Annotated in this window: 4 protein-coding genes; all 4 read left to right on the top strand. The window is 76.1% G+C overall.

Annotated features, from left to right (window positions below; all coding sequences use genetic code 11):
• Nucleotides 1-93 precede the first annotated feature (93 nt).
• From ABGB17_RS33925 to ABGB17_RS33910, 4 genes are read left to right on the top strand one after another with little or no spacing between them, the layout of a single operon-like run.
• Nucleotides 94-9,072, top strand: a complete 8,979-nt coding sequence (locus tag ABGB17_RS33925) for an SDR family NAD(P)-dependent oxidoreductase (protein WP_347637510.1) — start codon at nt 94-96, stop codon at nt 9,070-9,072.
• A gap of 39 nt (nt 9,073-9,111) precedes the next feature.
• Nucleotides 9,112-19,284, top strand: coding sequence for an SDR family NAD(P)-dependent oxidoreductase (locus ABGB17_RS33920; RefSeq protein ID WP_347637509.1), 10,173 nt, complete (start codon nt 9,112-9,114; stop codon nt 19,282-19,284).
• A 14-nt stretch (nt 19,285-19,298) separates the two neighbouring features.
• Complete coding sequence (locus ABGB17_RS33915; protein ID WP_347637508.1) at nt 19,299-22,523, top strand: beta-ketoacyl synthase N-terminal-like domain-containing protein; 3,225 nt, start codon at nt 19,299-19,301, stop codon at nt 22,521-22,523.
• Nucleotides 22,520-24,430, top strand: a complete 1,911-nt coding sequence (locus ABGB17_RS33910; RefSeq protein ID WP_347637506.1) for an HAD-IIIC family phosphatase — start codon at nt 22,520-22,522, stop codon at nt 24,428-24,430. Before ABGB17_RS33915 ends, ABGB17_RS33910 begins: the two co-directional genes overlap by 4 nt.
• Nucleotides 24,431-24,458: the final 28 nt, after the last annotated feature.

Genomic DNA, 24,458 nt, shown 5'->3' with positions numbered 1-24,458 from the left:
CCCCCCATCCTCCTCACCGCCAAAACCCCCACCGCCCTCCGCAAACACGCCACCACACTCGCCGACCGTCTCACCGGGGACGACGCCCCCGACGTGCGGGACGTCGCGTTCACCCTCGCGCGGCGCGCCAGGTTCGAGTACCGCGCCGTCGTGGACGCCGAGGGCGAGGACCTCGTCGCCGCGCTCGCGGCGCTGCGCGACGGTACGCCCCATCCCGGCGTCGTCACCGGACGCGCACTCCCCGATCGGCGGCTCGCCTTCCTCTTCTCCGGGCAGGGCGCGCAGCGGATCGGCATGGCCACGGGGCTGCTCGCCACCTCCGCCCCCTACGCGGCGGCCTTCGAGGAGATCGCCGGCAGGCTGGCGCCGCACATCGGCGCCGACCCACGCGAGTTGATCACAGGCGACGCCGAGGTCCTGCGGCAGACCCGGTACGCGCAGCCGGCCCTGTTCGCGGTGCAGGTGGCGCTGTACCGGCTGGCCGAGGCGCACGGGCTGCGACCGGACTACCTGATCGGCCACTCCGTCGGCGAGCTGGCCGCCGCGCACGTGGCGGGGGTGCTCGACGCGGACGACGCGTGCGCGCTCGTCGCCGCGCGGGGCAGGCTGATGCAGTCGGCCCCGGGGAACGGCGCGATGGCGGCCTTCACCGCCACCGAGGCCGAGGCCGCCGAGCTGGCGGAAGCGTCAGGGGTGGAGATCGCCGCCGTCAACGGCCCCGCGTCGGTGGTGCTCTCCGGCGACGCGGACGAGATCGATCGCCTGGTCGCCCGGTGGAGGTCCGGCGGGCGCAAGGCCACACGGCTGAAGGTGAGTCACGCCTTCCACTCGGCCCAGATGGACGCCGTGCTGGACGAGTTCCGCGAGGTGGTGTCCGGGCTGACCTTCGCCGAGCCCCGTGTGCCGATCATCTCGACCGCGACCGGCGAGCTCACCCACGAGATCACGTCACCGGACTACTGGGTCGCGCAGCTGCGGGGCACGGTGCGGTTCGCCGACGCGGTACGCACGGCCCACCGCTCCGGCGTGACCTCGTTCGTGGAGATCGGGCCGGACGGCACGCTGGCCACGATGGCGCAGGAGACCGCCGAGGACGTGCAGGCCGTGCCTCTTCTCCGGCCGCGGCAGCCGGACCAGGCCGCCTTCCGCGCCGCGCTGGCCCGGCTGCACGTGGCGGGGGTACCCGTCGACTTCGCGCCGTTCCTCACCGGCGGCCGGCTGGTGGACCTGCCGACCTATCCGTTCGAGACAAGGCGCTACTGGTTGCCGCCGTCCCCCGAGGACGGCGGCCGGCCGGCCGCCTACGGGCTGGACGCCTCCCCGCATCCGCTGCTCGCCGCCGCCACCGACCTCCCCGGCGACGCGCGGATGTTCACCGGCGTGCTCTCCCCCCGCAGGCAGCCCTGGCTGGCCGAGCACCGCGTGGGCGGGCGGGGGCTCGTCCCCGCCGCGGCCCTGGTCGAGCTGGCCCTGGCCGTCGGCGCCGGCCTCGGCCGCCCCACGCTCGCCGAGTTCGTGACGCACGCCCCGCTCGAACTCCACGCGTCGGCAGAGGTCCGGCTCCAGGTGAGCGTCGCCGCCACCGGGGAGCTCACGGTGCGCGGCAGCGCGGCCGGCGCCGAGTGGACCGTCCACGCCACCGGCCTGCTCACCGACACCGAGGTCGAGCCCACCGGCGGGCCGCTGCCGTCGGGCCCGGGTGACCGGTTCGACGCGGGCACGCCGGAGGCGACCTACCGGTTGCTGGCCGAACACGGCTACGAGTACGGCCCCGCCTTCCAGGGGCTGAGCACGGCCTGGACGACCGGCTCGGACCTGTACGCCGAGGCGGAGCTGCCCGCGTCGCTGCGGACCGAGGCCGCCGGGTACGCCCTGCACCCGGCCCTGCTCGACGCCGCCCTGCACGCGGTGGCGCTGCACGGCCTGGACGGACCCCGGCGTGTGCCGTACGCCCTGCACGGGGTGCGGCTGCACGCGGGTCACGCCACCCGGATACGGGTGCGGCTCCGGCCCGTCGAGCAGGACGCCTACCGGGCCGACCTGATCGGCGACGACGGCCAGCCGGTCCTGACGGTGGAGAGGCTGCGGCTGCGTCCGCTGCCGTCCACCGCCGGCCTGTACCGCCGGCGCTGGGAACCCGTCGCACCACCCGAACCCGCCGCCGCGACCGGCTTCGTGCTCGCCGGCACCCTCCCCGAGCGGCACCCGCGCACCGTCCTGCTTGACCTGCGTGACGAGACAGACGACCCGTACGCACCGGCCGAGGCGGCGCTGGAGGCCGTCCAGCGGTGGCTGGCGGAAGCCGGCGACGACCGCCTGGTGTTCCTCACCCGCGGCCTCGCCGTGCGGGACGGCGAGGTGTCCCGGCCGGCCACCGCCGCGCTGTGGGGCCTGGTGCGATCGGCGCGCACCGAGCATCCCGGCCGGTTCGCCCTCCTGGACGCCGACGACGCCGCCCCCGAGCTGCTCGCAGCGATCGGCGCCGGGCTACCCGAGGCCGCGGTACGCGACGGCGTCCCCCTGGTGCCTCGCCTGGTCGCGGTGCCCCCGCCGGACGTCCCCGCGGGAACCGCGCCGGGAGGCGAGCAGGCGGTGGTGGGGGCCTCGCACGCGCCGGACCTCTCCCTGTGGCCGCGCAGTGCCGCGGGCGGCACCGTGCTGATCACCGGGGGTACCGGTGCGCTCGGGCGGGAGGTCGCACGCCACCTGGTCACCCGGCACGGCGTGCGGAACCTGCTCCTGGTCAGCCGCCGCGGCGAACGGCACCCGGGTGCCGCCGCCGCCGAGGCCGAGCTCACCGCGCTCGGTGCCCGTGTCGCCGTCCGGGCCTGCGACCTGTCCGACCGGGCGGCCCTCGCCGGCCTGCTGGCCGGGCTCGACGCCCCGCTCACCGGCGTGGTGCACGCCGCCGGGGTGGTCGAGGACGCGGTCGTCGAGCGGCTCTCCGCCGCCACGCTGCGCCGGACGCTCGACGCCAAGGCCGTGACCGCCCACCACCTCGACGAACTCACCCGGGACGCCGACCTCGACGCGTTCGTGCTGTTCGGCTCGGTGGCCGGCGTGCTCGGCACGGCCGGGCAGGCCGCGTACGGTGCCGCCAACGCCGCGCTGGAGGCGATCGGCGACCGGCGGCGCGCGGCCGGCGGACCGGCGCTGACCGTGCACTGGGGGCTGTGGGACGTGAGCGGCGGCATGAGCGGCGAGCTCACCGCCACCGACGTGGCACGGCTCGGTACGGCAGGCATCAGGCCGATGGCGGCGGCCGACGGGCTCGCGCTCCTCGACCACGCCCTGCGGCTGGACGCGGCGGCCGTGCTGGCCGGCGCACTGGACGTGCGGATCGCGGAAGGGCGGCGCGCGCCACAGGCCGCGCGACCGGCCGCCGCGCCGCCCGCGAGGCCCCAGGTCCGGGACGTCCCGCGCCTGGTGCTCCAGTCGATCGCCGCCGTGCTCGGATACGCCACCGCGGGCGAGATCGATCCGGATCGCGCGTTCAGCGACCTCGGGTTCGACTCGCTGACGGCCGTGGACCTGCGCAACCGGCTGAGCGGCGAACTCGGCGTGCGGCTCCCCGGGACGATCGTCTTCGACCACCCCAGCCCCGCCGCCCTGATCCGCTTCGTGACCGGAGTGGTGGACGGCGCCACCGGGGACACACCGGCGAAGCCCCCCATGCCGACCGCCCCCGCAGAGGACGCGATCGCGATCGTCGGCATGGCATGCCGGTTCCCCGGCGGCGTGCGGACCCCGCAGGACCTGTGGGAGCTGGTCGCCTCAGGCACCGACGCCATCACGTCCTTCCCCACGGACCGGGGCTGGGACCCCGACCTGTACGATCCCGACCCCGACCGTCCCGGCAGCTCCTCCACCCGGTACGGCGGCTTCCTGCACGACGCGGCCGAGTTCGACGCCGAGTTCTTCGGCATCAGCCCGCGGGAGGCACTCGCCGTCGACCCGCAGCAGCGCCTGTTGCTGGAGACCGCGTGGGAGGCGGTGGAGGACGCCGGGATCGACCCGGCCACCCTGCGCGGCACGCAGAGCGGCGTCTTCGTCGGGGTCATGTACTCCGACTACGGGGCGCGGGTGCACCAGCGGCGCGGCGCGGCACGCGATCTGGAGGGGTACCTGGTCAGCGGCAGCGCGGGCAGCGTGGCGTCCGGCCGTGTCTCCTACGCCCTCGGCCTGGAGGGACCGGCGGTCACCGTCGACACCGCGTGCTCCTCGTCACTGGTCGCCGTCCACCAGGCGGCCCAGGCGCTGCGGCTCGGCGAGTGCACACTGGCCCTGGCCGGCGGCGCGACCGTGATGGCGAGCCCCGCCACCTTCATCGAGTTCAGCCGCCAGCGCGGGCTCGCCCCTGACGGCCGGTGCAAGCCGTTCTCCGCCGACGCGGACGGCACCGCGTGGGGCGAGGGCGTGGGCCTGCTCGTCCTGGAGCGGCTGTCCGACGCGCGGCGCAACGGGCATCGGGTACTGGCCGTCGTGCGGGGCTCCGCGATCAACCAGGACGGGGCGAGCAACGGCCTCACCGCCCCGAACGGCCCCGCCCAGGAGCGCGTCATCGGCGCCGCGCTGCGCAACGCGGGCCTGCGGCCACACGAGGTGGACGTGCTGGAGGCGCACGGCACCGGCACCCGGCTCGGCGACCCCATCGAGGCGGGTGCCGTGCTGAACACCTACGGCGGCGACCGGGCGGGCCGGGCGCCGCTGGTGATGGGCTCGGTGAAGTCCAACATCGGGCACACGCAGGCCGCGGCGGGGGTCGCGGGGATCATCAAGATGGTGCTCGCCATGCGGCACGGGCGGGTGCCCGCCACGCTGCACCTCGGCCGGCCCACCGAGCACGTGGACTGGTCCGGCGGCACGGTCACGGTCGCCGCCGAGCCGGTCGACTGGCCGGCCACACCCGGCCCGAGGAGGGCCGCGGTCTCGTCCTTCGGCATCAGTGGTACCAACGCCCACGTCATCGTGGAATCGGGCGACCCGGTGGCACCGCCGGAGCGCGCCGGAGCGTCGCCTGGCGATCCGGTGACGCCGTCCGAGAGCGCCGGCGCGCCGCAGGGCGAAGCGGTGACGCCGTCCGAGAGCGCCGGCGCGCCGCAGGGCGAGGCGGTGACACCCGCCGAGCCCGTCGGCGCGCCGCCGGGCGTGCCGGTGCCGTGGGTGCTCACCGCGCGCACCTCCGCCGCGCTGCGCGAACGGGCCGTCCGTCTCAAGGCGCACGTGCTGGCCGGACCGGCACCGCGCCTCGGCGACGTCGCCCTGTCGCTGGCCACCACGCGCACCCCGTTCGAGCGACGCGCCGTGGTGCTCGGCCGCGACCTGGACGAGATGCTCGCCGGGCTCGACCACCTGATCGACGGCACGACGCCGCAGGAGGGGACGTTCCCCGTGCTGGTCACCGGCACGGCGGCGCGCGGGGCGACCGCCGTGCTCTTCACCGGGCAGGGCAGCCAGCACACCGGCATGGGCACCACCCTGTACCGGACGTTCCCGGCGTACGCGCGGGCCTTCGACGACATCTGCGAGCGGTTCCGCCGGCTGGACGGCACGGACGTGGCGGCCGTGATCACCGGGGACGGCGAGCCCGGTCTGCTCGACCAGACCATGTACACCCAGGCGGCGCTGTTCACGCTGGAGGTCGCGCTGTTCCGCCTGCTCGAGTCGTGGGGGCTGCCCGCCGGCTTCCTCGCGGGGCACTCCATCGGCGAGATCGCCGCCGCGCACGTCGCGGGAGCGTTGACACAGGCCGACGCGGTCGCGCTGGTCGCCACGCGGGGCCGGCTGATGCAGCAACTCCCCGGCGGGGGCCTGATGGCCGCCGTCGGCGCCGGCCGGGAGACGGTGGAACGGCTGATCGAGGAAACGGGATCGGACGTGGACATCGCCGCGGTGAACGCCCCCGGCTCCGTGGTGATCTCCGGTGCCGCCGCCGCCGTGGAGAAACTGGCCGCCGTGCTGGCTGAGCGCGGCCACCGGACCAAGACGCTCACCGTCAGCCACGCCTTCCACTCCTCCCACATGGAGCCGATGCTCGCGGCCTTCCGCGCGGAGATCGACGGCCTGCGGGCCGGGCAGGCGGACCGGACCGTGGTGTCCACCCTCACCGCGCGCGAGGCCGGGCCGGACACGCTCGGGTCGGCCGAGCACTGGGCCGGCCAGGTGCGCGGCACGGTGCGCTTCGCCGACGCGGTCGCCCGCCTGCGCGAGCTCGGCGCGACCCGCTTCCTGGAAGCCGGCCCCGACGCCGTCCTGACCGCCATGGTCGAGCAGTGCGACGTGGGCGACGACACGGTCGCGATCCCGGTGCTCGACCGGCGGCGGGACGAGCTGCTCGCGCTGTGGTCGTTCGTGGCCCGGGCCTTCGTCTCCGGCGTCGACTGGGACTGGCGGGCGGTGCTCGGGTATCTCGGCGACGCGGTCACGGTGCCGCTGCCCACCTATCCCTTCCGGCGTGAACGGCTGTGGCTGGCGCCTCCGGCCGACACGGGCACCGCCGCCGGCATCGGCGCCGAGGAGCCGGAGCATCCGCTGCTCACCGCCTCGGTGGTCGTGCCGGACGGTGGGCAGACCGTCCACACCGGGGTGTTGTCACCACGCCGGCAACCCTGGCTGGCCGAGCACGCCCTGGCGGGCACTCCGGTGCTCCCCGCGGCCGCGCTCGTCGAGCTGCTCACCTGGCTGGCCGGACAGCACGGCATGGTGGCCGTGGCGGAGCTGACGCTGCACGCACCGCTGCTCGTACCAGGCGATGGGGACGTGCACCTGCGGGTGACCGTGGCGGACAACGGGGTCCGGGTGCACGCGCGGCCGGTGGGCGCCGGGGAGTGGACGCTGCACGCGGAGGCCGTGCTGACCGACGACGCGGGCGGCACGGACCCCTGGACGGGCGAGCGGCCCGCCGAGGCCGTACCGGTCGACGTGAGCGGGGCCTACGCCGCCTTCGCCGAGAAGGGGTACGACTACGGCCCGGCGTTCCAGGGCCTGCGCGCGATGTGGCGGGCCGGGGACGACCTCTACGCCGAGGTGGACACCGGTCACGACCTCGTGCCCGGACTGCTGGACGCCACCTTGCACGCCTGGATCGCCGGCCGGACCGACGAGGCGCGGGACACCGTCCATGTGCCCTACGGCTGGCGCGACGTGCGCGCGCACGGCCGGCCGCAGGGAACGTCGCGGGTCAGGATCCGGCACACGGGCGAGGAGACCTTCGGGCTGGACGTGACCGACGTCCAGGGCGTCCCCGTGTTGTCCGCCGCCGAGGTGCGGGTGCGCCCGGTGCCGCGGGCCGCGCTCCACCGCGGCCGCGCCGCCGCCGCGGTGCCGTACGAGCTGGTCTGGACCGCCGCGCGGGTCACCGCGGGCGGCGACGGGGACACGACCGTCCTGGCACCGGCAGGGAAGGAGGCAGGCCTGCCCTTCCCCGTGGTCACGTACACCGGCGACGGGGAGCCGGGGGCCGCCGTCCGTGCGGCGCTCCGGACGGCCCGCGACCTGATCGTCACGCTGCCCGAGCACCGGCACCTGGTGGTGGTGACACGCGGAGCGGTGGCGGTGGACGGCGACGACCGGCTGCCCGGCCTCGCGCAGGCCTCCCTGTGGGGCCTGGTCCGCACGGCGCAGCAGGAGTTCCCCGGCCGCGTCAGTGTCGTGGACGTCGACGACCACCCGGACTCCGCCGCGCTGCTCCCCCGGGTGATCGCCGCGCGCCCCGGCCAGCTCGCCGTCCGCCGCGGCGAGGCGTCACGGCCCCGCCTGCGCCCGCTGACCGGCGCTCCGGCCGCCCCGCCGGACCTCGGTGCGGGCACCGTCCTGGTCAGCGGCGCGGGCGGCGCGCTCGGCCGTGAGGTCGTCCGCCACCTGGTCGCCCGCCATGGAGCGCGCGACCTGCTGCTCGTCAGCAGGCGAGGTGACGGCGACCCGGCGCTGCGCGCCCTCACCGAGGAGGTCGGCGAGCACGCGCGGGTCCGCGTCGCGGCGTGTGACCTCGCGGATCCCGCCGCGGCCGAGACGCTGCTCACTGGCGCCGAGCCCCCGGTCACGGCCGTGTTCCACATCGCGGGCACCCTCGACGACGCGGTGCTGGAGAACACCACGCCCGAACGGCTGGACCGGGTGCTGCGCCCCAAGGTGGACGCGGCGTGGAACCTGCACCGCTTCACCCGCGACCTGCGTGCCTTCGTGTTGTTCTCCTCGCTCGCCGGGGTGCTCGGCAACGCGGGCCAGGCCGGGTACGCGGCGGCCAACGCCTTCCTCGACGCGCTCGCGCAGCACCGGCGGGCGGCCGGGCTGCCGGGCGTCGCGCTGGCCTGGGGCCTGTGGGAGACCGGTCCCGGCGACGGGATGGCGGCGGAGCTGGACGTGGCGTCCCGGTCCAGGCTCGGCCGGATGGGCATCCGCCCGCTGACCAGCGAGGCCGGGCTGGACCTGCTCGACACCTCGCTCGCGTGCGGCCGGCCCGCCGTGGTGCCGGCGTGGTTCGACACCGGAGCGCTCGCCCGGCGGCGCGACGACCTCCCCGAGGTGCTCGCCGACCTGGTGCCCGCCCGGCCCGCCCCGGTGGCCGTGCCCCTGCCCCGGCGCCTGGCCGGGCTGGACCGGGACACGGCACGCGCCGCCGTGCACGACACGGTCGCCGGGCGGGTGGCGGAGGTGCTCGGGCTCCCCGGTGCCGGCCACGTCCCCGACGACCGCGGGCTGTTCGACCTCGGGCTCGACTCGCTGACGGCGATCGAGCTGCGTAACCGGCTGGGGGCCGACCTCGGCGAACGGCTGCCCGCCACCGTGCTGTTCGACCACCCCACCGTCGGGGCGCTGACCGAGCAACTGCTGACACGGTGCGCGCCGGAGCGGCCGATGTTCGACCCGGCGGCACTGGAGATGTGGGTGTCCTCCGCCACCGGCCTCACCGAGGGTGACGGCCGGCGGGCCGAGCTGGCCCGCGCGCTGCGGTCCGCGCTGGACACCTTGGAGACGAGCGGTTCCGGCGACGGCGCCGACCCGCTGTCCGGCCTGGACTCGGCGTCCGACGACGAACTGTTCGGGCTGCTCGACCGGCAACTGGGCGAGTGATCCGCCGGACCTCGGATGACAACGGAGAGCGGTTCCCCTATGGCGAATGAAGAAAAGCTCCGCGACTACCTGCGCCGGACCACGGCCGACCTGCTGCGCACCCGCGCGGCGCTGGAACGGCTGGAGCGGGCCGCCGGCGAGCCGTTGGCGATCGTCTCGATGGCCTGCCGGTACCCGGGCGGCGTGCGGTCGCCGGAGGACCTGTGGCGGCTGGTCGAGACGCGGACCGACGCGATCGGCCCCTTCCCCGGCGACCGCGGATGGCGGCTGGACGAGCTGATCGCCGCCGACCCGGACCTGGAGGGCACCAGCTACGCCTCCGAAGGAGGCTTCCTGCACTCCGCCGCCGACTTCGACCCCGAACTGTTCGGCATCAGCCCCCGCGAGGCACTGACCATCGACCCGCAGCAGCGGCTTCTCCTCCAGACTTCCTGGGAGCTCTTCGAGCGCGCCGGGCTGGACCCGATGTCTCTGCCGGGGCAGCGGATCGGGGTGTTCGCGGGGGTCATGTACTCCGACTACGGATCCCGCCACACGCGCGCCCCCGAGGGATTCGAGGGATACATCGGCACCGGCAGCGCGGGGAGCATCGCCTCGGGCCGCGTCGCCTACCACTTCGGGCTGCGGGGACCCGCGGTCACCGTGGACACCGCCTGCTCGTCCTCGCTGGTGGCCCTGCACTACGCCGCCGAGGCGGTACGCCGGGGGGACTGCGAGATGGCCGTGGCCGGCGGTGCCACCGTGATGGCCACCCCGGCGACGTTCGTGGAGTTCAGCCGGCAGCGCGGGTTGTCACCGGACGGCCGGTGCAAGGCGTACTCGGCCGCCGCGGACGGCACCGGCTGGGCGGAGGGCGTCGGGCTCGTCCTGGTCGAACGCCTGTCGCGGGCCCAGCAGGAGGGCCATCCGATCGTCGCGGTGCTGCGCGGCAGCGCGGTCAACTCCGACGGCGCGAGCAGCACGCTGTCGGCGCCCAACGGCTCGGCGCAACGGCAGGTGATCAGGGACGCGCTGGCCGCGGCGGGACTGGAGCCCGGCGAGGTGGACGCCGTCGAGGGCCACGGCACCGGTACGGCGCTCGGCGACCCGATCGAGGCCAACGCGCTCATGGACGTCTACGGCAGGGCGCGGCCGGCCGCCGACCCGGTGTGGCTGGCGTCCCTCAAGTCCAACATCGGGCACACCCAGGCGGCGGCGGGCGTCGGCGGCCTGATCAAGATGGTCATGGCGATGCGGCACGGCGTGCTCCCGGCGAGCCTGCACATCGATGAGCCGTCCCCGCACGTCGACTGGACGGCCGGTGCTCTCGCCCCGCTCACCGCCCCGAGGGCCTGGCCCGCTCGCGACCGTCCACGCCGCGCCGCGATCTCCTCGTTCGGCATCAGCGGCACCAACGCGCACGCCGTGATCGAGGAACCGCCACCGGCCGGTCCCGCGGAGCCGGCCGGACCGGCCGGGTCGCGGGCGGGCGAGGCGGCGCCGATCGTGTGGACCGTGTCCGGGCACACCGAGCAGGCTCTGCACGGCCAGATCGACCGGCTGCGGGCCTACGCCGCGGAGCACCCCGACGCCGATCCCGCCGACGTGGCGTACACGCTGCGTACCGCCCGGGCCGATCTCGCCTGCCGCGCGGTCGCGGTGGGAGGTGACCTCGGCTCCCTCGCGGGCGAGCTCGCCGCGGTCCGGCAGGGCCTGCCGTCACGACGCGCCGCGACCGGCGAGGCGGGCCCCGCCGGTCGCCCGGTGTTCGTCTTCCCCGGGCAGGGCTCGCAGTGGGCCGGGATGGCCCGCGACATGCTCGCCGCCTCCGAGCCGTTCCGGGCCGAGATGCTGCGGTGCGCCGAGGCGCTCGGCCCGCACGTCGAATGGGACCTGATGGAGGCGGTCACGTCCGCCGACGACACGCTGCTCGCCCGCGCCGACGTGGTGCAGCCCTCGCTCTTCTCGGTGATGGTCTCGCTCGCCGCGGCCTGGCGTTCCCTCGGCGTGCGGCCCGCCGCCGTCGTCGGGCACTCGCAGGGGGAGATCGCCGCCGCCTACGTCGCGGGGGCGCTGGACCTCGCCGACGCGGCGGCCCTGGTGGCCCGGCGCGCCGCCGCGATCCACGCCGTCGCGGGCTCCGGGGCGATGGCGTCGATCGACCTGCCCGCCGGCGACCTCGGCGAGCGGCTCGGCGGGGTGGACACGATCACGATCGCCGCGGTCAACGGCCCGCGTTCGACGGTCGTGTCCGGCGCGGCGGAGGCGGTACGCGACCTGGTCGCCCGCTGTGAGGCCGAGGGTGTCCGGGCACGGCTCGTCCCCGTCGATTACGCGTCCCACTCGCCGTTCGTGGAGCCGCTGCGCGAGCCGCTGCTGACGCGGTTCGCCGGAATTCGCCCGCGATCGTGCGACGTCGGCTTCTTCTCCACCGTCACCGCGGGCGAGATCGACGGCACCGCGCTGGACGCCGGGTACTGGTACGACAACCTCCGCCGGCCCGTACTGTTCGCGCAGACCGCCGGCGCGCTGCTGCGGGCGGGGCACCGGTGCTTCCTGGAGATCAGCCCGCACCCGGTGCTCGTGGCCCCGCTGCGCGACACCATCGAGCACGCCGGGGAGCAGGCGCACGCCGTCGCCTCGCTGCGCCGCGACGACGGCGGCCTCGACCGGCTGCTCACCTCGGCCGGCGAGCTCTTCGTCACCGGCGTCGCCGTCGACTGGAGCCCCGTGACGGCGGGGCGCCGCGTCGACCTGCCCACCTACGCCTTCCAGGAACGGCGCTTCTGGCTCGACACGAACACCGGGACCCCGGCCCTCTCCGCCGGCGTCACCGCGGCGGGCCACCCTCTGCTCGGCGTGGTCGCGGAACCCGCGGGCGGGCGGTCGGTGTTGTTCCTCGGCGGTGTGCCGGCGGGAGGCTGGGCCCGCCAGCACGGGCTCGGCGAGCGCACCCTGCTCCCCGGCGGCGCCCTCGTCGAGGCGGCCCTCGCCGCGGCCGGGCGCGTCGGCCTCCCTCAGGTGGAGGAGCTCGTGCTGCTCGCCCCGGTGGACGTGCGGGACGGCCGCGTACAGGTCCAGGTCGAGGTGGAACCCAGCGGGGAGGGCGCCGCCGTCACCGTCCACGCGAGGCGCGCGGACCACGACGGCGAGACGTGGCGGCTGCACGCGTCGGGCTCGCTGAGCGCGGAGGACCCGGAGCAGGAGCCGGACTTCCCGGCGACCTGGCCGCCCGAGGAAGCCGAAGCGCTGGACGTGGACGCCGGTTACGCCCTGCTGGCGGAGCGAGGCGTGCACTACGGCCCCCGGCTGCGCACGGTGCGGGCGGCGTGGCGGCGGGAGGGGGAGGTCTTCGCCGAACTGGAGGCCCCGGCCGGTGACGAGGGCTTCACGTTGCACCCCGCCGCGCTGGACGGCGCGGTGCAGGCGGCGTTCCTCGACCGGGCCCGGCCGGACGGGCCCTCCGAGGTGACCATGCCGTTCACCTGGAGCGGTGTGCGGTCGCACCGGACCGCGGCGGGCCCGCTGCTGCGCGCCCGTCTGACCTGGTCGGATCCGCAGGCGTTCTCGCTGGTCGTCGCGGACGCGGACGGACGTGTCGTCCTGAGCGCACGACAGGTCCGGACGCGCGCCGGCGAGCCGAGGGAGGCCACGTCGGCATCGGCGCCCACGCTGCGCCTGCGGCCCGCGAACAGACCCGCCGGAACGGAAGACGACGGCTCCCTCGCCGGGCTGCCGGAGGAGGAACGCCGGGAGCGGCTGCTCGACCTGGTGGTGCGGGCGGTCGCCGGCCTCCTCGGGTACGACTCCGCGCGGGCCGTGCGCCCCGACCGGTCCTTCCGTGATCTCGGCCTCGACTCGATGACCGCGGTACAGCTCCGCGACCACCTGAGCCGTGCCCTCGGCCGTCGCCTGCCGAGCACGCTCGTGTTCGACCACCCCACGCCCCGCGCCCTCGCCGGCCACCTGGCCTCCACCGGCTCGTTCACGGCGGCGCCGGCCCGCGTGGCGAGGCCGGCCGAGGACCCGATCGCGATCGTCGCGATGGCCTGCCGCTACCCGGGCGGGGTGACCACCCCCGAGCAACTGTGGGAGCTGCTCGAAGCGGGCGGTGAGGGGATCGGGCCGTTCCCCACCGACCGCGACTGGGATCTGGAGACGTTGTTCGACGACGACCCCGACACCCCGGGCACCTCCTACACCCGCTTCGGCGGGTTCGTGCACGACGCCGCCGACTTCGACGCGGATTTCTTCGAGATGAACGCCCGGGAGGCCAGAGCGGCCGACCCCCAGCAGCGGCTCCTGCTGGAGGCCTCGTGGGAGGCGTTCCAGCGTGCCGGCATCGACCCGGCCCGCCTGCGCGGCTCCCGCACCGGCGTCTACGCCGGCCTCATCTACACCGAGTACGGCGGCCGGGCCCAGGCCGACCCGCGCGAGCACGGCGGCTACCTCGGCACGGGCAGCGCGGGCAGCGTGGCGTCGGGCCGCATCGCCTACACCCTCGGCCTGCACGGCCCGGCCATCACCGTGGACACGGCCTGTTCGTCCTCGCTGGTGGCGCTGCACCTCGCGATCCAGGGCCTGCGCGGCGGGGAGTGCGACCTGGCGCTGGCCGGCGGTGCCACGCTCATGGCGACGCCCGCGACCTTCGTGGAGTTCAGCCGGCAACGCGGGTTGTCCCCGGACGGCCGGTGCCGCGCGTTCGCCGACGCCGCCGACGGCACCGGCTTCAGCGAGGGCGTCGGGCTGCTGCTGCTCGAGCGGCTGTCGGACGCGCGGCGCAACGGCCACCCGGTGCTGGCCGTGGTCCGGGGGACGGCCGTGAACCAGGACGGCGCCAGCAACGGGCTCACCGCGCCCAACGGCCCCGCGCAGGAGCGGGTGATCGAGGAGGCGCTGCGGTCCGCCGGGCTCTCCCCGGCGGACGTGGACGCGGTCGAGGCGCACGGCACCGGCACCACGCTCGGCGATCCGGTGGAGGCGCAGGCCCTGCTCGGCACGTACGGCGCGGCGCGAGCCGGTCGGCCACCGCTGTGGCTGGGCTCGCTGAAGTCCAACATCGGGCACACGCAGGCCGCGGCCGGGGTCGGCGGGATCATCAAGATGGTCATGGCGCTGGAGCACGGCACGCTGCCGCGCACCCTGCACGTCGACGAGCCGACCAGGCACGTCGACTGGGACCGCGGCGGCGTCGCCCTGCTCACCGAGAACACCCCCTGGCCCGCGGGGGAGCGTCCACGGCGCTTCGGCGTCTCGGCGTTCGGCATGAGCGGGACCAACGCGCACGTCGTCATCGAGGAGCCGCCACCCGCCCCTGACCCGGTACCGGAGCCGGAGCCGCCGGGCGGGCCGGTGCCGCTGGTGTTGTCCGCCAAGTCGGCCCGCGCCCTGCGGGGGGAGGCGGTGCGGCTGCGCGAGTACCTCCTCCGGCATCCCGGCGTCCCCCTGGCCGCCGTCGCGGCGGAGCTGGCGCACACCCGTGCCGGGTTCGCCCACCGCGCCGTCGTCGTGGCGGGCGACCGGGACGAGGCGCTCGCGGGCCTGGCCGCCGTCGCGGACGGCTCACCCGCGGCGTCGGTGGTCACCGGCCACGCGCCGTCCCCCCGCCGGGCGGTCTTCCTCTACCCGGGTCAGGGCGCGCAGTGGGAGGGCATGGCCCAGGCGTTGCTGGCGGAGTCCCCGATCTTCGCCCGCCGGATCGACGAGTGCGCCGCCGCGCTCGCACCGGTGACCGGCTGGTCGCTGCACGACGCCCTGCGAGGCGACGTCGATCTCGCGCGGGTGGACGTCGTGCAACCCGTGCTCTGGGCCACCATGACCGCGCTGACCGCCGTCTGGGAGTCCTTCGGGGTGCGGCCCGCCGGCGTGATCGGTCATTCGCAGGGCGAGATCGCCGCCGCGCTCGCCGCGGGATCGTTGTCGCTGGAGGAGTCGGCGGCCGTGGTCGCGCTGCGCAGCGCGGCCGTGCGCACCCTCGCCGGCGGCGGCGCCATGCTGTCCGTCGCGGCCTCCGCCGAGCTGGTGCGCGACGCGCTGGCCGACGTCACGGGCGCCGTGTCCGTCGCCGCGCTCAACGGGCCGCTGTCCACGGTCGTCGCCGGCGAGGTCCAGGCGGTGCACCGCCTGCGCGACGACTTCGAGGCCCGGGGGGTGCGCGCCCGTCTGGTCGGCGTCGACTACGCCTCCCACTCCCCGCAGGTGGAGGCGGTCGAAGCCGACCTGCTGCGGACGCTGCCCCGGCCGGCGCCGGTCTCCGCGTTCGCCGCCGACGTCTTCTCCACCGTCACGGGCCGCAGGGTCGAACCGGGCGACGGCGAGGACTTCGGCGGACCCGGGTACTGGTACCGCAACCTGCGCAGGCCGGTACTGCTGCAGGCGGCCGTGGAGGCGGCCGTCGAGGCGGGCCACGAGGTGTTCGTCGAGGTGAGCCCGCACCCGGTGGTCGGCATGGGGGTGCAGGACGTTCTCGACGCCTCACCCGGGGCGGACGGGTCCGCGGTGCTCGGCACGCTGCGCCGGGGCGACGGCGGCCTGTCGAGGATGCTCGTCTCGGTGGCCGAGGCGTGGGTGAACGGCGTGCCCGTCGAGTGGACGGCGCACCTCGGCGGGCGGCGCCAGGGACTGCCCGCCCTGCCCACCTACGCCTTCGACCGCCGCCGCCACTGGCTGGAGGCGGCCGGGGGCGGCGGCGTCCCCGCGGGCGCGCGGCAGGTCACGCACCCGATGCTGACCACGGTCGTGCGGCCGGCGGACGGGGACGGCCTGCTGCTGCTCGGCCGGTTGTCCCTGCGGGAGCACCCGTGGCTGGCCGACCACGTCGTGGACGACACGGTGCTCGTCCCCGGCGCGGTGTTCGCCGAGATGGCGGCCTTCGCCGGGGAACTCGCCGGCGCCCCACGGGTGGACGAGCTGACCCTGCGCCGGCCGCTGGTGCTCGACCCCGGCGCGGCGGTCGAGATCCAGGTGTCGGTGGGCGAGGCGGAGCACGACGGCCTGCGCCCGGTCGGCGTGTACGCCAGGCCGTCGGCGGGCGCGGGGCCGCTCGGCGAGCCGTGGACGGCGTACGCCGCCGGCATGGTGACGTCCGCGACCGCCCCGGCGAAGGTCGCGGGGGAATGGCCGCCGCACGCGGCCGAACCGCTTCAGACCGCGGAGCTGTACGACGACCTGGCCGCCAGGGGCTACCACTACGGCCCGGCGTTCCGCGGGCTCCGCGCGGCCTGGCGGTCGGGGGACGAGGTGCTCGCCGAGGTGTCCCTGTCACCGCCGCCCGGATACCGGCTCGCGCCGACCGTGCTGGACGCCGCGCTGCACGCCGTGGCCCTGGCCGGCCTGTTCCCCGGCGACGGTGCCGTGCGGCTGCCCTTCACCTGGCGCGGCTTCACCCGGCACGGCGACGCGCGAGGGGCCGCGCGGGTACGTCTGCGCCGCACGGACGGTGAGGCGGTCTCGGCCGAGCTCACCGCCGCGGACGGCACGCCGGTCGCGTCCGTCGAGGCCGTGACGTTCCGCGTGGCCGACCCGGCCGACCTGGCCGCCGCGGCCGAGGACGACCTGCTGTACGAGCCGGCCTGGGAGCCCGCGGGACCGGCGGCGGACCGGCGCCCGGTACGCGCCTGGACGCTCGGCCCCGGCGGCCACCGGGACCTGGACGCGGTGCTGGCGGCGCTGGACTCCGGCGAGGCCGCGCCCGAGGTGCTGGTCGTGCCGGTCAGCGGGGGCCGCGGTGACATGCCTCAGGCGGTGCGTGCCGCGCTGTCGCGGGTGCTCGGCACGCTCCGCGCGGGGCTGGCCGAGCCCCGGCTGGACGGCACCCTGTTCGTGGTGCGCACCCACCGCGCGGTGGACGCGGTCCCGGGCGACCGGGCCGACGCGCTCGACGGCGCGGGCGTGTGGGGGCTGGTCCGCAGCGTGCAGGCCGAGGAGCCGGGCCGCGTGGTGCTCGTGGACGCCGGGTCGCCCTCCGCCGGGCCGGAAGAGATCCTCACCGCCGTGGCGTGCGGCGAGCCGCAGATCGCCGTGCGGGACGGCCGGTCGCTGGTGCCCCGGCTGAGGCGGCGCCGGCCGGACCCGGCCCGGCCGGCGGGCCCCTGGCGCCTGACCGCCGCCGAGAGCGGCGTCGCCGAGGACCTCGCGTACCGGCCGGTCGAGGAACGCCCGCTCGGCCGCGAAGAGGTCCGCGTGGCCGTCCGCGTGGCCGGGCTCAACTTCCGCGACGCGATGCTCGCGCTCGGGATGTACCCGGGCACGGCCGACCTCGGGACCGAGGGCGCCGGCGTGGTGCTCGCCGTCGGCGAACAGGTGACCGGGATCGAGCCCGGCGACCGGGTCATGGGGCTCATCTCCGGCGGCATCGGGCCGGAGGCGGTGACCGACCACCGGCTGCTGGTGCGCATCCCGGCCGGGTTGTCGTTCGCCCAGGCGGCGACCGTGCCCGCGGTGTTCCTCACCGCCTACTACGCGCTCGGCGACCTCGCCGGCGCCCGCCCGGGGGAACGCCTGCTGGTCCACTCGGCGGCCGGCGGCGTGGGCGGCGCGGCGCTGCAACTGGCGCGGCACCGGGGGCTGATCGCCTTCGGCACCGCGAGCCCCGGCAAGTGGGACGCGGTGCGGGCGGCCGGCCTGCCCCCGGAGAGGATCGCCGGCTCGCGTGACCTGTCCTTCGTCGAGACCGTGCGCGCGGCGACCGGCGGCCACGGGGTGGACATCGTGCTGAACTCGCTGGCACGCGAGTTCGTGGACGCCTCGCTGGAGTTGCTCGCCCCCGGCGGCCGTTTCATCGAGATGGGCAAGACGGACGTCAGGGACCCCGCCCTGATCGCCGGCCGGTACGGCGTGCGGTACCGGGCGTTCGACCTCGCCGAGGCCGGGCCCGACCGGATCGGCCACATGTTGCGGGACATCGCCGCGCTGTTCGACAGCGGGGTCCTCACCCCTCTCCCGGTCACGGCCTGGGACGCCGGTCAGGCCGCCGAGGCCGTCCGGTACCTCAGCGCCGCACGGCACGTCGGGAAGGTGGCGCTGCGCGTCCCCCGCGCGATCGACCCCGAGGGCACCGTCCTGATCACCGGTGCGACCGGAGGGGTCGGCGGCCTCGTGGCGGCGCACATGGTCAGGCGGCACGGGGCCCGGCACCTGCTCCTGGTCAGCCGGCGGGGCGCGTCGGCCGCGTCCGCCGGGCGGCTCCGCGACGAGCTCACCGCCCTCGGCGTCGAAGTGAGTTTCGCCGCGGCGGACGTCGCCGACGCCGGCGCGCTGGCCCGGGTGCTCGCCGAGGTCCCGGCGCGGCACCCGCTGACGGCCGTGCTGCACGCGGCCGGCGTGCTGGACGACGCCACGATCGGCACCCTCACCCCGGAGCGGCTCGACGCGGTGCTGCGGCCCAAGGTGGACGGCGCCTGGCACCTGCACGAGCTCACCAGGGACGCCGACCTGGCGGCGTTCGTGCTGTTCTCCTCGGCCGCGGGGATCGTCGGCAGCCCCGGCCAGGGGGCCTACGCCGCGGCCAACGTGGCCCTCGACGCGCTCGCCGTGGCGAGGACCCGCGACGGCCTGCCCGCCACCTCCGTCGCCTGGGGCCTGTGGCAGTCCGACAGCGCCATGACCGGCTCCCTCTCCGAGGCCGACCGGGCCAGGATGGCGCGCTCCGGGCTGCTGCCGCTGTCCCCCCGGCGCGGCCTGGCGCTGCTCGACGCGGCGATGTCCGCCGCCCAGCCGTCCCTGGCCGCCGTGCGGCTGGACCTCACCAGGCTCGCCGGGCTCGCCGACCCCGCGCCGCCGCTGCGTGGCCTGCTGCGCGACCGCGGGCCGGCGCGGCCGGCGGACGTCACGGACGAGCGGAGCGGGCCCGCGCTGCCGCGGCTGCTCGCCGCGGCCGAGCCGGGGCGGCGCGGTGACCTGGTCGCCGAGACGGTGCTGCGGCACGTGGAGGCCGTACTCGGGCAGGCGCCCGGGGAGGGGGCGGAGGAGGCGCGCAGCTTCAAGGAGCTCGGCTTCGACTCGCTCACCGCCGTCGAGCTGCGCAACCGCCTCGGCAAGGCCACGGGCCTGCGGCTGCCCGCGACGGTGGTGTTCGACCATCCGACCCCGGCCGCGCTGGCCGGCCACCTGCTCGAACTCCTCGCCCCGCCGGAGCCGGGACCGGCCGCCCCGCCGGAGCCCCCGGTGGCCGGCGATATACCGGCGACCGCGGAGGAGCTGTTCCGGATCATCGACTCCGAGCTTCGATCCTAGAGATGGCGGACCGAATGTCTGACGAGAAGAAACTGGTCGAATACCTTGGCTGGGCGACCGGTGAGCTGAAGCGGATGAAGAAGGAGCTCGCCGCCCTGTCGGCCCCCGAGCCCGTGGCCGTGGTGTCCATGGCCTGCCGGTTCCCGGGCGGCGTGCGCTCGCCCGAGGATCTGTGGCGGGTGGTCGCCGACGGCGTCGACACCGTCGGCGATCCGCCCCGCGACCGCGGCTGGGACCCCGCGTTGCGCGAGCAGGTGCGGGCCGGCGGCTTCCTCGACGACGCGGCGGAGTTCGACGCGGCGTTCTTCGGGATCTCCCCCAGGGAGGCGGCCGCGATGGACCCGCAGCACCGGCGGTTGCTCGAGGTGTCGTGGGAGGCCGTGGAGCGCGCCGGGATCGTGCCCGAGACGCTGCGCGGCAGCCGTACCGGGGTCTTCACCGGGGTGATCTACCAGGACTACGCCCCGCCGTTGCCGGACGTGCCCCCCGAGCTCGAGGGGTACCTGATGACCGGCAACGCGACGAGCATGGCGTCGGGACGGCTCGCCTACACCTTCGGCTTGGAGGGCCCCGCGCTCACGGTCGACACCGCGTGCTCGTCGTCGCTGGTGGCGATCCACCTGGCCGCGCAGGCGCTGCGCGCGTCCGAGTGCGACCTCGCCGTGGCCGGTGGCGTCACCGTGATGGCCACACCCCGGGTGTTCGTGGAGTTCGCGCTGCAGGGCGGCCTGGCCGCCGACCGGCGGTGCAAGGCGTTCTCCCGCACCGCCGACGGCACGGGCTTCGGTGAAGGGCTGGGCGTGCTGGTGCTTGAGCGCCTCTCGGACGCGCGGCGCAACGGCCACCCGGTCCTCGCGGTGATCCGCGGCTCGGCGATCAACTCCGACGGCGCCAGCAACGGGATCACCGCGCCCAACGGCATCGCCCAGCGCAAGGTGATCGAAGCCGCCCTGCGCACCGCCGGGCTGACCCCGGCCGAGGTGGACGCGGTGGAGGCGCACGGCACCGGCACCGGCCTCGGCGATCCCATCGAGGCGGGTGCCCTGGTCGCGGTGTACGGCACGGCGTCCGGCCGGCGGGAGCCGTTGTGGCTCGGCGCGGTCAAGTCGAACCTCGGTCACACGCAGGCCGCCGCCGGCGTGGCCGGCCTGATCAAGATGGTGATGGCGCTGCGGCACGGTGTGCTGCCGGCGACCCTGCACGCGGCCGAACGCTCCGAGCTGGTCGACTGGGCGGGGGTGGAGCCGCTGGTCGAGCCCCGTCCCTGGCCGCGCGCCGATCGGCCGCGCCGGGCCGGCGTCTCCTCCTTCGGCATCAGCGGCACCAACGCCCATCTCATCGTGGAGGAGGCGCCGGAGGGCGAGGGCCCGGAACCCGAGCAGTCCGAGCCGCCGGTGGCCGTCCTGTGGCCCCTGTCGGGCCGGACGCCCGAGGCGGTGCGCGCCCAGGCCGCCCGGCTGCGCGACCTCGCGCGGCGGCCGGACGTGGACCCGGTCGCCGTCGCACGCACCCTGGCCACCCGCAGGCAGGTGTTCCGGTACCGCGCGGTGGCGCTCGGCGCGGACGCGGGCGAGCTGGCCCGTGAGCTGGACGTCCTCACCGGTCTCTCCGGCCCGGTCGCCCCGGCCCGGCCGGCCCCGAAGGTGGCCTTCGTCTTCAGCGGCCAGGGGACGCAGCGCCCCGGGATGGGCCGTGAGCTGTACGAGCGGTTCCCCGCCTACGCCGAGGCGTTCGACGCGTCCTGCGCGGCGCTCGACCGGGCGAGGAAGCTCCAGGGCGCGGACGGCCCCGGAGTACGGGAGGCGGTGTTCGCGCCGGACGGTGAGCTGCTGCGGCACACGGAGTTCACCCAGCCCGCGCTGTTCGCCGTGCAGCTCGCGCTGTGCCGGCTGGCCGAGGACCTCGGCGTGATCGCCGGCGCGCTGCTCGGCCACTCCATCGGCGAGCTGACCGCGGCGCACGTGGCCGGCGTGTTGTCGCTGGAGGACGCGGCGTACCTGGTGGTGGCGCGGGCGCTGGCCATGCAGGCGGCGCCCGGAGGCGGCGGCATGGTGTCGCTGCGCGCCGCGGAGGCCGAGGTGCGGGCCTCGCTGGAGGGCCTGGAGGGACAGGTGGCCGTGGCCGCCGTCAACGGCCCGCGTGCCACGGTGATCTCGGGTGACGCCGGCGCGGTGCGCAAGCTGGCGGCCGAGTGGCGGGCCAGGGGAGTGCGCACGAAGGCGCTGGCGGTCAGCCACGCCTTCCACTCCCCGCACATGGACACGGCGCTGCCCGCCATCACGCGGGCCGCCGGCCGCGTGGCCGCCGGGCCCCCCTCGTCCGTGCTGCTGTCCAACAGGACGGGCCGGGTGGTCTCACGGGAGGAGCTGGCCGCCCCGGACCACTGGGCCGCCCAGGTGCGCAGCCCGGTCCGTTTCCACGACTGCGTGCGCACGCTGCGCGACCTCGGCTTCGACACGTTCGTGGAGATCGGTCCCGACACCACGATGACCGGCATGATCGGCGACTGCCTCGCGGAGGCGGGGGACCAGGTGGCGGCCGTCGCGCTCGTCCGCGATCCCGCCGCGGAGGCCCGCTCGGTGCTGCGCGCGATCGGGCAGGCGCACGCACGCGGCGTGCGGGTCGACTGGTCGAAAGTGCACGGCGAGGGACCGCGAGCCGATCCCGCGCTCGTGCCGACCTACCCGTTCCACGGGGAGCGGCACTGGTTGCCTGCCGTGTCGGGAGGCGGCGGCGCGCTCCGTGACCGGGAGCTGTGGGACGCGGTGGACCGTCTCGATCCCGAACGGTTCGGCGGACTCGTGGGGGGCCTGGACGCCGACCCCGCTGTGGTCCGTGAGGTGCTGGCCGCCCTGCGGCGCCGGTGGCACGTGGAGCGGCCCGCGGAACAGCACGCGGCGCCGCCCGCCGGGCAGGAGCCGCCGGGCGCGGCCCTGCGGGGGATGCCCGAGCGGGAGCGCCGCGACCTGTTGACGTCCATGGTGCTCGACGCGGTGGCCGCCGCGCTCGGGCACTCCCACGACGTGATCGACCCGGGCGACGACCTGACCCAGATCGGCGTCACCTCCTTCGGCGCTCTGGAGATCGCCGGCCGGCTCTCACGGGAGACCGGCGTCGCCGTCAAGCCGGGGATGGTGCTCGACCACCGCACCGCCCGTGATCTCGCCGCCCGCCTGGAGCGGCTGCTCGACCAGTCCGCCGGCCCGGAGGCGGCGCAGATCCCCACGGAGGTAGGATGATCATGGAGAGCGCCGAGGCGCTGGCCCGGCTGCGCGCCCTGCACCGCGAGGGAACACTCGTGGAGCGGTACGACCAGGTGGCGCCGCTGCTGGCCGCGATGGACGAGCAGGACACCGCCCGTTCGGCGCGGCTGCTGGCCCGGCTCGACACGGAGGCCGTGCGCGCCCGTCACCCCGGAATCCCGCGGGTGCGGGTGACCGTCACCGGGCACGGCACCCTGGACGCGCTGGGCACGGCGCTGACCGGGGCGCTGGCCCGCCACGGGTACCTGCCCGCCGTCCGCCTCGCCGGCTTCGGCTCCTACGTCTTCGAGCTGGGCGACCCCGGCAGCACGCTGTACGCCGAGCGCCCCGACATGACCGTCTGCGTGCTCGACCACGCCACCGTCTTCGACGAGGTGGGCGTGCCGTTCACCGCGGACGACGTGGCGCGGGTGCTGGCGGGCAAGCTCACGCTGTGGCGGCGGCTGGCGGCGCGGTTCGCCGGGAGCGGCTCCGGCGTCCTCGTGCTCAACACGCTCCCGCTGCCCCGGTCGTGGCAGGTCCAGCTCCTTGACCACCGGGGCAGGGCCCGGCTCGGGGCGGCCTGGCGCCGGGCCAACGCCGAACTGCTCGAACTCGGCGAATCGTCGGACACGATCGTGGTGACGGACCTCGACCCCCTGCTGACCACGGAGATCGCGTTGTCCGACCCGCGCTTCGAGGTCTACGCGGGCGCCCACCTGTCGGACGGGCTGCTCGGCGCCTACGCCCGCGAACTGGCCGGCCTGGTGCGGGCCCGCACCGGCCGCGGCAAGAAGGTGCTGGCGATCGACCTCGACCAGACCTTGTGGGGCGGCGTGCTCGGGGACGACGGCGTGGAGGGCATCGAGGTGGCCCACGGCAAGCGGGGGGAGGCTTTCCGCCGGTTCCAGGGCGTGGTCAAGCAGTTGGGGGCGCAGGGCGTGCTGCTCGCCGCGGTGAGCAAGAACGACCAGGACGCGGTGCTCGCCGCACTGCGCGATCACCCGGACATGGTGGTGCGCGCGGAGGACTTCGTCCGCGTCCTCGCCAACTGGCAGCCCAAGCCGGACAATCTGCGCACGCTGCTGCGCGAGCTCAACCTCGGCGGCGACAGCGTCGTGTTCGCCGACGACAGCGTCCACGAGTGCGCCGCGGTGGCGGCGGAACTGCCTGAGACCGCGGTGGTCCGTCTCGGCGACGACCCCGCGCTGCACGCCTCCCGGCTGCTCGCGGAGGGCTGGTTCACCACGACGGAGGTCACCGCGGAGGACCGTCTGCGGACGCGGCGCTACCACGAGGAGGCCGCCAGGTCGGAGTTCCTCGCGGCGGCGGGGTCGGCGCAGGAGTTCCTGGAAGGCCTCGGCGTGTCCGTGACGCTGGCGCCCGCGGCCGGCGGTGACATCGCCCGGTTGTCGCAGCTCACCCTGCGCACCAACCAGTTCAACCTGACCACGGAACGCCTGTCGCAGGAGGAGGTGCGCGAGCGCGCCGAGCGGCCCGGCTCCTGTGTGCTGGCGATCTCCGCCGCCGACCGGTTCGGGCACAACGGCGTCGTCGGGGCGGTCTTCCTCAGTGCGGACCGCGACGGGCTGCTGATCGACAACTTCCTGCTGAGCTGCCGTGTGTTCTCGCGGGGGATCGAGCAGGCGTGCCTGGCCGCGGTGCTCGGCCAGGCACGCGCGGCGGGTTTCCCCGAGGTGCGGGGGCGCTATGTCGCGACCGCCAAGAACGCCAAGGTCCGGGACTTCTACTCGCACTACGGGTTCGCGGTGGCCGAGTCGGCGCCGGAGTCGGCGCGGTACACGCACGACCTGAGCGAGATCGTCGAGGTGCCTGAGCACCTCACGCTGCGGGTCGCGGGCCGGGTGGTGCCGGTCCCCGCGGAACCGGCGTTGACAACCTGAGGAAACCTCGACTTAACTGTGCGGGGGC

Source organism: Sphaerisporangium sp. B11E5 (assembly GCF_039871875.1).
GTDB lineage: Bacteria > Actinomycetota > Actinomycetes > Streptosporangiales > Streptosporangiaceae > Sphaerisporangium.
This window is presented reverse-complemented; position numbering and strand designations above follow the sequence as displayed.